The organism is Pseudomonas serboccidentalis, assembly GCF_028830055.1.
Taxonomy (GTDB): domain Bacteria; phylum Pseudomonadota; class Gammaproteobacteria; order Pseudomonadales; family Pseudomonadaceae; genus Aquipseudomonas; species Aquipseudomonas serboccidentalis.
On the sequence record NZ_CP101655.1, the window covers coordinates 593,558 to 604,942 of the forward strand.

General features: G+C 61.7%; 12 protein-coding genes. 6 read left to right on the forward strand and 6 right to left on the reverse strand.

The annotated features are described in order from the left end of the window. Positions 1-158 precede the first annotated feature (158 nt). On the reverse strand, positions 159-2,609 hold the full coding sequence (locus NN484_RS02645; protein WP_274658536.1) for a penicillin acylase family protein: 2,451 nt from the start codon (positions 2,607-2,609) through the stop codon (positions 159-161). A 445-nt stretch (positions 2,610-3,054) separates the two neighbouring features. Between NN484_RS02645 and NN484_RS02650 the strand changes: the two genes are divergently transcribed. Next, the gene (locus NN484_RS02650) at positions 3,055-3,612 is read left to right on the forward strand and encodes a cysteine hydrolase family protein (RefSeq protein WP_274658537.1); all 558 of its coding nucleotides are present in this window, start codon (positions 3,055-3,057) and stop codon (positions 3,610-3,612) included. A 129-nt stretch (positions 3,613-3,741) separates the two neighbouring features. On the opposite strand, the gene NN484_RS02655 is transcribed toward NN484_RS02650, so the two are convergent. From NN484_RS02655 to NN484_RS02670, 4 genes are all read right to left on the reverse strand, one after another. Continuing rightward, the gene (locus NN484_RS02655) at positions 3,742-3,945 is read right to left on the reverse strand and encodes an SEC-C metal-binding domain-containing protein (RefSeq protein WP_003198420.1); all 204 of its coding nucleotides are present in this window, start codon (positions 3,943-3,945) and stop codon (positions 3,742-3,744) included. Next, the gene (locus NN484_RS02660; protein ID WP_274658538.1) at positions 3,942-4,436 is read right to left on the reverse strand and encodes an LEA/WHy family protein; all 495 of its coding nucleotides are present in this window, start codon (positions 4,434-4,436) and stop codon (positions 3,942-3,944) included. The genes NN484_RS02655 and NN484_RS02660 overlap by 4 nt, the downstream gene beginning before the upstream one ends. A 113-nt stretch (positions 4,437-4,549) precedes the next feature. Then, a complete protein-coding gene (locus NN484_RS02665) occupies positions 4,550-5,026 on the reverse strand; it encodes a YchJ family protein (protein WP_127649634.1) in 477 nt (158 codons plus the stop codon). Between the two features lie 4 nt (positions 5,027-5,030). Further along, the gene (locus tag NN484_RS02670) at positions 5,031-5,528 is read right to left on the reverse strand and encodes a DUF6231 family protein (protein ID WP_127649635.1); all 498 of its coding nucleotides are present in this window, start codon (positions 5,526-5,528) and stop codon (positions 5,031-5,033) included. A gap of 197 nt (positions 5,529-5,725) precedes the next feature. Between NN484_RS02670 and NN484_RS02675 the strand changes: the two genes are divergently transcribed. From NN484_RS02675 to NN484_RS02690, 4 genes are all read left to right on the forward strand, one after another. Further along, positions 5,726-6,421 carry a PA1041 family peptidoglycan-binding anchor lipoprotein gene (locus tag NN484_RS02675; protein WP_047601178.1) on the forward strand — a complete coding sequence of 232 codons (696 nt, stop codon included), beginning with the start codon at positions 5,726-5,728 and terminating at the stop codon, positions 6,419-6,421. A 90-nt stretch (positions 6,422-6,511) separates the two neighbouring features. Then, positions 6,512-7,234 (forward strand): PA1041 family peptidoglycan-binding anchor lipoprotein, encoded by a 723-nt coding sequence (locus NN484_RS02680; RefSeq protein WP_127649636.1) that lies wholly within the window; start codon positions 6,512-6,514, stop codon positions 7,232-7,234. A 162-nt stretch (positions 7,235-7,396) separates the two neighbouring features. Next, complete coding sequence (locus tag NN484_RS02685) at positions 7,397-7,672, forward strand: DUF1145 domain-containing protein (RefSeq protein WP_025110781.1); 276 nt, start codon at positions 7,397-7,399, stop codon at positions 7,670-7,672. Further along, a complete protein-coding gene (locus NN484_RS02690) occupies positions 7,665-8,423 on the forward strand; it encodes a collagen-like protein (protein ID WP_215501481.1) in 759 nt (252 codons plus the stop codon). The genes NN484_RS02685 and NN484_RS02690 overlap by 8 nt, the downstream gene beginning before the upstream one ends. 173 nt (positions 8,424-8,596) lie before the next feature. On the opposite strand, the gene NN484_RS02695 is transcribed toward NN484_RS02690, so the two are convergent. Beyond that, positions 8,597-9,061, reverse strand: a complete 465-nt coding sequence (locus NN484_RS02695; protein WP_127649638.1) for a CopD family protein — start codon at positions 9,059-9,061, stop codon at positions 8,597-8,599. Between the two features lie 98 nt (positions 9,062-9,159). Here NN484_RS02695 and dinG point away from each other — a divergent pair, with 98 nt between their 5' ends. Next, positions 9,160-11,304 carry an ATP-dependent DNA helicase DinG gene (dinG, locus tag NN484_RS02700; RefSeq protein ID WP_007968875.1) on the forward strand — a complete coding sequence of 715 codons (2,145 nt, stop codon included), beginning with the start codon at positions 9,160-9,162 and terminating at the stop codon, positions 11,302-11,304. The last annotated feature ends 81 nt before the right edge of the window (positions 11,305-11,385 follow it).

Sequence of the window (11,385 nt, forward strand, 5' to 3'; positions counted from 1 at the left end):
TTGTTAGCTATGAGGTTGGCGGGAGTCTGGAAGTTCTATCGAGTTTTTATGTGGGGCGAAAAGCAAAAGATCGCCGCCTTCGGCAGCTCCTACAGGATGTTCACCATTCCCATGTAGGAGCTGCCGAAGGCTGCGATCTTTTGATCTTGCTCTAGAGCTTATTTACCCGGAGTAAGGGTCAAACGCGTCTTGCCATACACCCGGTCAAAGTTCTGCGGCTGCATCGGCAAGCCGATGTACTGGCCCTTGAGCCACGCATCGATGCCGTTGAGGTAGTTCGGGCTGGCCGGGTTGCCGGACTGGCCGGTGCCGTTCTGGCCCATCAGCGGCTCGGTCTGGCTGAAGTCGACGATGAAACGCATCGACGGTGCGCGGGTGGTATTGAAGTCCTGACCCCAGGCAAACGCCGCAGTATTGAGCGTGGTGTGATCGCCGCCGGCTGTCAGTGGACCGTGAACGGTCTGGCCATTGGCGTTTTTCCACGTGTAGCTGTGCAGTCTGCCCCACTGCCAGGCCTTGTGATCGCCACCCAGCTGGCTGTCGCCGGCGCTGATCGCCGCCGCCAGACTGCGGGCGAGGATCACCGCTTTGTCTTCTTTCTGCGGGGTGCGGATGTCATCCCAGAACGGGCTGTCTTCGCGACCGAGCAGGTGATCGGCTTGCGCCGCGTAGGACAAGTCGCCATTGGCGATAAAGGCTTTCCACGCCGGGCTCGACTCGGGGCCGAGTTCGTCGAGGAAGATCTGCTTCATGCTTTCTTGCAGGAACAGTTCATAGATCGCCGCATCGGCCGACGTCGCGCTGAGCTTGCCGTCGAACGCCATCAAGCGGGTAAACGCCTCGCGGGCCTTGCTGCGATCGGCTTCCGGCAGGGCATCAATCGCCTGTTTCAGCGGCTGCTTCATGCCTGGGGCTTCGAACATCTTCTTCAGCTTGGCGGCAAACGTCGTGGTCTGGTCGTATTGCATGGCGATCACGCTGCGACCGTCCTGTTTGCCACTGCCAGCCAGTTCGGCCAGGCGCTCGCCACGCTCCGGCGCGGCCCAGGAGTTGGACAACTGCATGCCGTAGCCGTGAGGAATCACCCGCTGGTTGGCGGTGCCGAGCCAGCCCTGGGTCGGATCCTGATCGTACGGGTGCAGCATTGGGTCGGCGTAACCGTCCCAGTCGTAGCGACCTTCCCAGCCCGGTGATGGCAGCAGGCCTTCGCCTTCGCGACGGTTCGGGAAACGCCCGGTGACCTGCCAGCCGATGTTGCTGGCGTCGGCAAACACCATGTTCAGGGCGATGGCGCGGATCTCGCGGCTGGCGTCCGAAGCACGTTCAACGTTTTGCGCGCGGGTCAGGTCAAAAAACGCGTCCAGCGATTTGTCGTCGGTGAAGCTCGGGGTTTGCAGGGCCAGGCCAAAACCGTTGCCTTGCGCCGCCGCTTGGGCACTGTTGAGCAGCGCACCGTGACGGGTTTCGTACACCGCTTCGCGAATCGGCCGCTGGCCTTTGACGAAATAGGTTTCGTTGCGCACGCCCAGCGGCTGCCATTTGCCGTTGACCTCGTAGGTCAGGCTGCTGCCCTGACGGCGGATTTTTTCCAGGAACAGGTCCTGGTTGTCGCCGAGCACGCTGGTGGCACTCCACGCGACTTTGCCATTGAAACCGCCGAGGACCATCGGCAAACCGGCCACCGTGACACCGGCAGCCTGATATTTCGGCGCGCGGATCTGCACGAAGGTCCACAGCGACGGTGCCGCCAGTGGGCCATGGCTGTCGCTGGCAAGAATGCTCTTGCCGCTGCGGCTGCGTTGCGGGGCGATGGCCCAGTTGTTCGACGTGCTGGTGCCGAGCAGATTTACCGCCGCCAATTGTTGGCGGGCGTTGCTCAGTTCGCTCAGGCCGGGGATCTGCCCGTTGAGCTTGAGGCCTTGCAGCTTGTCGGCCTCGGCCAGTGGCAGGTTTTCGTCCGGGGCGGACGGGGTCAGCCAGGCGAGTTTGTCGGTGGTCACGGTTTGCGCCAGCACCAGCGAGGAAATCTCTTCCGGCAGGTTGGCCGACTGGCTGAAGTTCAACAGCGCGAACATCAGCGCCGAGTCTTCCGGTTTCCAGTATTGCGGCTTGTAGCCGCTGGAGGCGAGGTCGCCCGGCAGTTTGTCGGCATAGCGGAACAGGTAGGCGTTGACGCCCCGCGCATAGACTTCGAAGAAGCGCTTGAGCCGTGGCGACGAGGCCTTGTACAGCTCGTCGGCGCTTTTCTTCAGATTGACCGCACGCATGTAGCGGTCGGCGTCGAGCATCGACGCGCCGGACATTTCCGCCAGACGCCCCTGGGCCAACAGGCGCAGGGTGACCATCTGGTTGATGCGGTCGCTGGCATGGACGTAGCCGAGGGTGAACAGCGCGTCGTGGAAGCTGTTGCTTTCGATCAACGGCATGCCCATGGCATTGCGTCGTACCGAAACGTTCTGCGCCAGGCCCTTGAGCGGTTGCACGCCGGAGGTGGGCGGGAGGGTGTCCTGAGCGTTCCAGGTCTGGCAACCGGACAGGCTCAAGACACCGGTCACTGCTGCGGCAACGCCGAACCGGGGAAGAAAATGTGTAAGGGCTGGCGAGGCCATGGCAAAGCTCCTGCGGGGGTGTAGAGGCTGGGGGCGCAATAAAGCCGCTACGTTAGTGAGCAGGAGGTGGCCGCGCAAGCGGGGCGAGTGGTTATTTCTGTATTTGTCTGACCAACAGCAAATCAGCAGAGATAACAGTGTTTTTGTGGCGAGGGAGCTTGCTCCCGCTGGAGTGCGAAGCGCTCTCAAACCATTCACCGCGATTTATCAGAAAAATACGCTGTCTGGATAACGACTGCTGCGTAGCCGAGCGGGAGCAAGCTCCCTCGCCACAACAACGATCCATCCAGATATCAGGGTTTCGGCGGGTTGATCTTCTGCACCAAGGCATACGCGTTCACCGTCGCCGGGCGATCCTTGATTGGCTTGAATCAGAGCTTGCTCACCCCGTGGCGGTGATGCTGAAGTGCGGGAAACTCAATGACCCTGCGTGAGACAAATCGCCATGGAGCTTCAGACCAACGCCGCACTGATCATCATCGACCAGCAACAGGGCATTCTGGAACCGCGCCTGGGCCGGCGGAATAACCCTCAGGCCGAAGAGCGCATGCTCGATTTGCTGGGGGAATGGCGTAGCAGCGGGCGTCCTGTGATTCATGTGCAGCACCTGTCGCGCTCGCCGGACTCGGTGTTCTGGCCCGGGCAGTCAGGGGTGGAGTTTCAGCCACGGTTTTTGCCGCAGGACAGCGAATGGCTGATCCAGAAACAGGTGCCGGATGCGTTTTGTTCGACTGGGCTGGAGGCCCGGTTGCGTGAGGCGCGGATCGGGCAGTTGATCATCGTTGGCGTGGCGACCCACAACTCGGTGGAGTCCACAGCGCGCACGGCGGGCAATCTGGGGTTTGATACGTGGGTGGCGGAGGATGCGTGTTTCACTTTCGACAAGGCCGATTATTTCGGCACACCGCGTTCAGCCGAAGAGGTGCACGGGATGTCGCTGGGGAATTTGCATGGGGAGTATGCGACGGTGACCGGGAGTGCGCAGATTCTGGCGGCCGGCTGAAGGTTTTTGGTGAATGTACCGTCGGTATCGCGAGCAGGCTCGCTCCTACAGTTGAACGCATTTCATCTGTAGGAGTGAGCCTGCTCGCGATAGCGATGTTTCAGGCGAAGAAGGACTTCGCCCAAGGCATCAAGCGCCGTGGCACTTCTTGAATTTCTTGCCGTTGCCGCATGGGCAAGGGTCGTTGCGGCCGACGTCTTTCAGGGCGTTGCGCACCGGTTCCTGGTGGGCGTGGCCGCAGTTCGGGCCGTGGACATGGCCATGGTCGTGATCATGATGATGGTCATGATCGTGGTTGCAGTCAGGGCCATGGACATGAGGTTGCTGAGTCATCGGTTGTGCTCCGGAATTAAATCGGCGGGGATTATCACGCCATTGCGCTCCAGGTGCACGTAGTGGGCGATGAATAAACCGGTTTCCATCTCGCCTTGCAGTCGATAAGGCACCTGCTGGTGCGGACTCTTGAGCATTTTCACCACGTCCTTCACCCGTGGCCACAGGTTGGTGCGGATCGGTATCCGGTAGAACGCGCTGCTTTTGGGCCCCACGGTGATCCAGTGTTCATGCTCGCCTTCGGCCAGCAACATATCCGCCAGATGGATGCGATATTCCATACCACGCACGGTCAGGTCGCTGTCGTTGGGGTTGTCGATGCGAAAGTGCAGGATGAATTTCTGCTCAAGCAGCTTGGCCCGCACCACCTCGACTTTCACCAGGTGGACGGCGGGGTCGACGCTGTCATCGCTGAACCACGAGGCGCAACCGCCAAGATTCAGGACCAGTGTCAAAGTGAAGAGCTGGAATGTGCGCCAACGACCGAGCATGGTTGAACTCCCTTTGCAGCCAGTCTAGACGCTAAAAAGATCGCAGCCTGCGGCAGTTCCCACATAAGTCGCATACCCCTGTAGGCGCTGCCGCAGGCTGCGATCTTTTGACCTTATGCGCCGAAATATCCTGCACAGCACTTCTTGAACTTCTGCCCGCTGGCACACGGGCAACTGTCGTTGCGTCCCAGCTTCAACTGCACGGTCGGGTCGATGAAGTACCAGCGCCCGCTGTTCTGCACGAACGATGAGCGCTCGCGGTGGCTGTGTTCGCCCTGGCTGTCGTGCCAGCGTGCGGTGAAGGTGACGAAGGCGTGCTCGGGCTGGCCGCCGAACACTTCCGAGCTTTCGACCTCAAGGCCGAGCCAGGTGCTTTGTGCGCTCCAGGCGCTGATCGACTGGCGATCCAGCCCCGCCTGCTGAGCGGGCAGGGTGGTGGCCACCAGATAATCGATCAGCCCCAGCACGTAGGCGCTGTAGCGCGAACGCATCAGGGCTTCGGCGCACGGCGCCGGGTGGCCGGCGTGATAGTGGCCGCAGCAGGCTTCCAGCGGGTTGCCGCTGCCGCACGGGCAAATGGCTGTACTCATTGCATTACCACCAGTATTTCCCGAAGTTTTCCGGATTGGCCCAGAACCGCGAGTTGAGCCAGTCGGGGACTTGTTTGTAGTCAAGCAGATCGTAGGTGAACAGGGTCAGCACTTGATCGTCACGCTGGAAGCGTTCACTGGCTTGCAGCGCCAGTGAATAGAAATCGGTTTCCTGCCAGCCGCTCGCCGTCAGGTCCGCCAGCACCGCGATGCGGCTGGCGTTGAGGTTGCGGATTCCGCCCAGCAAATTCAGGCCCTCGCGCTTGGGCAGATGCTCCAGGCAGTCGACCACCAGCGCCAGGTCAAAGCGCCGCGCCGCGAGTTCGGCGGGCAACGCACCGGGTTCGGCGTGGGCGACGCAGCAGTCCGGGTGCGCCTCCTTGAACGCGGTGAGTGCCGGAAATTCGCTGGCGCCGATCAGCAGCAAACGCGCCGGGGCATAGCGATCCAGTAAAGCAGCCAGCGCCTGTTGCGGCGTGCGCGAAGAAATGGCGACGTTCATCGAAGCTCCTCAATCAGATCGCCAAGACTAGCGCGCCAGACGGATCCGGCCTAGACCCCGGTTTGCCGCATCTGGCAAAAGTGCCGAATCACTGTGAACACGGTCCCAAATGCCAGCGGCCTATTGCTGGCGGAGATTAAAACTCCGGTCTTTACTCCGTGAATCGGTTCTAAGCCGATCCCTCAGGAGAAAACCAGATGAGCATAGTTCGGACAGCATTACCTTTGATTCTGCTAACCAGTGTGTTGACTGGTTGCGCAGGTTTGCAGAAAACCGACTGGCCGACCTGTGCGGCGGTCGGTGGTGTGGTCGGTGCCGGTCTCGGTGCGACGGAAAGTTCGGCGTGGGCCGGCTATGGCGCATTGTTGGTCGGTGGTACCGCAGCCGCCTATTGCTGGGTGCACGGTGATGGCGACGAAGACGGCGATGGTGTGCCGGACAGTCGCGACAAGTGCCCGGGCACGCCTAAAGGCGTACAGGTCGACGCTGACGGTTGCCCTCCACCAGCCCCTGCGCCGGTGGTAGAAGAGGCTGTTGTGGTCAAGGAAGAAACCATTGTCATCCGCGATGTGCACTTCCAGTTCGACAAAGCCACCCTGACCGGTTCCGATAAACAGGTTCTGGACAAAGTCGCCACGCGCCTGAAACAAGAGTCGTCCACGGCGCAACTGACCGTGACCGGCCACACCGACAGCGTCGGCAGCGATGCCTACAACAAAAAACTGTCGGATCGTCGTGCGCACTCGGTGGTGGAATACCTGATCCAGCAAGGTGTGCCGCGTGCCAGCTTCGTCTCGGTATCGGGCATGGGTGAAAGCCAGCCAGTGGCGGATAACAAAACCGCTGACGGTCGCGCACAGAACCGTCGTACCGAAATCAAAATCGTCCGCTAGCCCCTCTCGCATCCGCGGCTTGTGCAGTCGCGGATGCGGGTCTTTACTCCTGTGTAACCGGTATGGGCCGGTGACACAGGAGCTTTCACAATGACTGTTTTCTCAAGGTCCGTCTTGCCGGTGCTGCTGCTAGGCAGCTTGCTCACCGGTTGTGCTACCCACAGCGATGGCGATGCCCCCCTCAATCAACGTACGTGGCCGATCTGCAGCCTGATAGGCGGGCTGGTCGGTGGCGGTCTTGGCGCCATCGAAAGTGGCGGCTGGGCCGGTGGCGGCGCGGCGCTGGGGATTCTGACTGGCGGGCTGATCTGCTATGCCCAGGATGGCGATGAAGACGGCGATGGCGTGTTCGACCGCCGCGACCGTTGCCCTGACACCCCGGCCAATACCCCGGTCGATCATCGCGGCTGCCCGTTGCCGCAATATCCGGTCACTGCAAAAGCCCCCGAGCCTGCGCCGCAATCGGAAGTCATCACCCTCAGCGACGCGGGCAATGTGTTGTTCGATTTCGACAAATCGGACCTGACTCCGGCCGCCAAGGCCCAGCTCGATACGCTGATGGACAAGCTGCGCAATGCCGACGTGGTCAGCATCAAGGTCATCGGCCACACCGACAGCAAGGGTTCGGATGCCTATAACCAGGCGTTGTCGCAGCGGCGCGCCAGCAGTGTCGCGGCGTATCTGCTGAGCCAGGGCCTGGAACCGGGCAAACTGACCAGCGAAGGGCGCGGCGAGAGCGAGCCGGTGGCCGACAACGCGACGGACGAGGGACGGGCGAAAAATCGTCGGGTGGAGTTGCATATCAATCGCTAAGACTTGTCTGTAGTCCGCAGGCTAGAGCTGCCGGGCGACGATCATCGTCGAGCCGGCAGCCATCCGACGGCTGACAAAAGTTTTTTCATTTGCCCCTCTGGCTTATCCCCCGCCTAAGCCGTTACTGTGCGCCCAAAGAATAATTCCGAGACGGGGGAGCGTATGAAGGTTTTCTGGGGGCTGGGGCGCTTGTTGACCCTGCTGTTCTGGTGCGTGGTGGTGGTCAATCTGCTGGTGCCGTTTGTGCATCCGTTGCATTTGCTGGTCAATCTGGCCGGTGCCCTGTTGCTGGCACTGCATGTTCTGGAATTGCTGTTCTGCCGCCTCAAGGGGCGTCCCAACCCGTGGCGTGACCGTCTGCGGATCCTGTTGTTCGGCGTATTTCACCTGCAAACCATCCCGGCCCCGGCCGCTCCGGAGGCTTCTTCCCATGCGTAAACTTTGCCTGCTCGCTGCATTGATCAGTCCCCTGGCCTGTGCCCAGGTGGTCAGCGTCGAACCCAACTCGCTGATGCGTCTGCCCAACACCGCCAGCACCTTGCAGCTGGAACGGCTGGAAGTGGCCGACTACGGCACGCTGCTGATTCCTTCCAACGTGATCGAGCTGACCGTCGGCGAATTGCGTCTGGGCCACGAAGCGCGCATCGCAATCGTCCCCAGCGAACAGGCGCTGGACATGAAAGTCAGCCGTGCGCAGTTGTCCGAGGGCAGTCTGATCACTGCTCGCGGCGCGCCGGGCACTTATGAAAAAGCCGCCCGCGCCGGGCGCAACCTGAATTTGCAGTTCAAGGCGTTGAGCGCGCCGAAGTTGCTGGTTGATGCCCGTGGCGGTACCGGAGCACCGGGTTTTGTCGGCCTCGATGGCGGTAACGGTGAAGATCCGGGTTGCACCTGGGGCGAGGCCGGCCACGGTTTTGATGGCAGCAACGGCAGCGACGGCCAACCCGGTGCTCCGGGGGCGCTGGTGCGCCTGGAGGTGCCGCGCGAGTTTCCGGCTGAGCTGATCAAGGTCAACGTCGCTGGCGGTGCCGGTGGCCCGGCGGGTGTCGGTGGCAAGGCGGGCAAGGGCGGCAAGTCCAAGGGCTGCCTGGTGTATCGCGCCGATGGCGGCAAGAACGGCAAGGCCGGGGCTGATGGTCAGCCTGGGCCAGTGGGGGCGGCGGGTGCGGTGACCGTGCAACGCCTCTAAATAACAGCGCTACTCACAACCGTGGTGAGGGAGCTTGCTCCCGTTGCGCTGCGAAGCAGCTCCAAATCAGCTGACGCGTTCAATCTGAAGAAACGCGGTATCTGGGGTAGGGCCGCTACGCGACCCGGCGGGAGCAAGCTCCCTCGCCACAAAAAGTGTTTGTCTTCAGCCGCTCAGAACATCGGTCGAGCGGCGGCAATCGCCACCAGCACCAACCCGACAATCAAGTTAATCCCCACCACCCGGCGAATCCGCCCCAGCACCGCCGCACCCGCCGGCCAGTCCTTGGCTTCAACGGCCTTGCGCAACTCTGGCAGCATCAAGCCCTGAATGCGGATAAACAGCGCCGTCATCACCACATACAGCCCCATCATCACCTGCACGTACTTCGGCGCGGTCTCGAACCCGATGTGCTGCAAGTGCAGCATGCCCACGCCGCTGATCGGCAACAGGATCACCGCGACCCAGACCCAGCGGAAAAAACCTTGAAACACTTCCACCCACAAGGTCAGGCGGGCGGGGCCGTCGAGAGCCTTTACTGCCGCCGGGCGCAGGACCATCCAGGCGAAAAACATGCCGCCGACCCAGACCAGGGCGGACAGGACATGCAGCGGATAAACGAGGCTAAAAGGTGTCATTGGGGTACTCCGTTCTGCGCGGGATCGATTCGCGGGGTATGATAGCCGCCGATCCGAACTACTGAAAATTTATCCAGCGTTTTTACGCCCGACACTCAATGATCAGCACTGAACTCAAAACCACGATCCAGGGCGCCTACTCGCGTTTTCTTGAAGCCAAGAGCCTCAAGCCGCGTTACGGCCAGCGCCTGATGATCGCCGAAGTCGCTAAAGTCCTCGGGGATATCGACACCGATGACGAAGGCCGGCGCAGTGGCGACCCCGCGATTGTCGCGGTGGAAGCCGGCACCGGTACCGGCAAGACCGTGGCCTACAGCCTGGCGGCGATTCCCACGGCGAAGCTGGCTGGCAAGCGCCTGGTGATTGCCACCGCGACCGTGGCCCTGCAAGAGCAGATCGTCTACAAGGACTTGCCCGACCTGATGCGCAACAGCGGGCTGAACTTCAGCTTCGCGTTGGCCAAGGGCCGTGGCCGCTACATGTGCCTGTCCAAGCTCGACATGCTGCTGCAGGAAGGCCATGCGCAAACCGCCACTGCGCAGCTGTTCGAAGAAGAAGGTTTCAAGATCGAGGTCGACGAGGCCAGCCAGAAGCTGTTCACCAGCATGATCGAGAAACTCGCCGGCAATAAATGGGACGGCGACCGCGACAGTTGGCCCAACGCCCTCGAAGACGCCGACTGGGCACGTCTGACCACCGATCACAGCCAGTGCACCAACCGCCATTGCCCGAACTTCGGCCAGTGCGCTTTCTATAAAGCGCGCGAAGGCATGGGCAAGGTCGACGTGATTGTCACCAACCACGACATGGTCCTGGCTGACCTGGCCCTGGGCGGCGGTGCGGTGCTGCCGGATCCGCGCGACACCATTTATGTGTTCGACGAAGGCCATCACCTGCCGGACAAGGCCATTGGCCACTTCGCCCATTACACGCGCCTGCGCTCGACCGCCGACTGGCTGGAAACCACCGCCAAGAACCTCACCAAACTGCTGGCCCAGCATCCCTTGCCGGGGGATCTGGGCAAGCTGATCGAACAGGTGCCGGAGCTCGCGCGGGAGATCAAGACCCAGCAGCAGTTCATGTTCACCGCGTGCGAGCAGATCGCCGACTTCAAACCCGGGGAAGACGTCGAAGGTCGCGAGCGGCCCCGTCATCGTTTCGTCGGCGGGGTGATTCCCGAGCACATGCGCGAAATGGGCATCGAGCTGAAAAAAGGCTACTCGCGTCTCAACGATCTGTTCACCCGTCTGACCGACCTGCTCAAGGAAGGCATGGACGGCGAGGTCAACATCGGCATCGCCAGCAATCAGGCCGAAGAGTGGTATCCGCTGTTCGGCAGCCTGTTGTCCCGCGCCTCGGGCAACTGGGAGCTGTGGACCGCGTTCACCGCCGAAGACCCGGAAGACAGCCCGCCGATGGCGCGCTGGCTGACGCTGGCCGAAAGCGGTTCGCTGTTCGACATCGAGGTCAACGCCAGCCCGATCCTCGCCGCCGAGACCTTGCGTCGCAGCCTGTGGAACGTGGCCTACGGCTGTCTCGTGACGTCGGCAACCCTGACCGCGCTGGGCACCTTCGACCGTTTCCGCATGCGTGCCGGCCTGCCGAAAAAAGCCGTCACCGCCGTGGTGCCGAGTCCGTTCCATCATGCCGACGCCGGTGTGTTGCGGGTCCCGGACCTGAAGGCCGACCCGCGCGATGCAGCCGCCCACACCGCGGCGATCATCCGCGAGTTGCCGGATCTGGTCGAAGGTTCGCGCGGTACGCTGGTGCTGTTCTCTTCGCGCAAACAGATGCAGGACGTGTTCGATGGTCTTGACCGCGACTGGCGCAAGCAAGTGTTCATTCAAGGCAACCTGTCGAAACAGGAAACCCTGAACAAACACAAGGCGCGGGTCGATGGCGGCGATTCCAGCGTGCTGTTCGGCCTCGCCAGTTTCGCCGAAGGGGTGGACTTGCCGGGGGCGTACTGCGAACACGTGGTGATCGCCAAGATCCCGTTCTCGGTGCCGGACGATCCGGTCGAGGCCGCGCTGTCGGAGTGGATCGAAGCCCGCGGCGGCAATCCGTTCATGGAAATCTCGGTGCCCGACGCTTCGCTGAAACTGGTTCAGGCTTGCGGTCGTCTGCTGCGTACCGAAGAAGACCGCGGCACTATCACCTTGCTCGATCGGCGGCTGGTCACCCAGCGCTATGGCAAGGCGATCCTCAATGCGTTGCCACCTTTCCGTCGTGAAATATCCTGAGACAACGGTGGGCAGTTTTGCCCGCCGCGCTGTCTATCTCTCTGCCATGCTTTTCCATTGGCCTTTTGGTCGTTAGGGAGA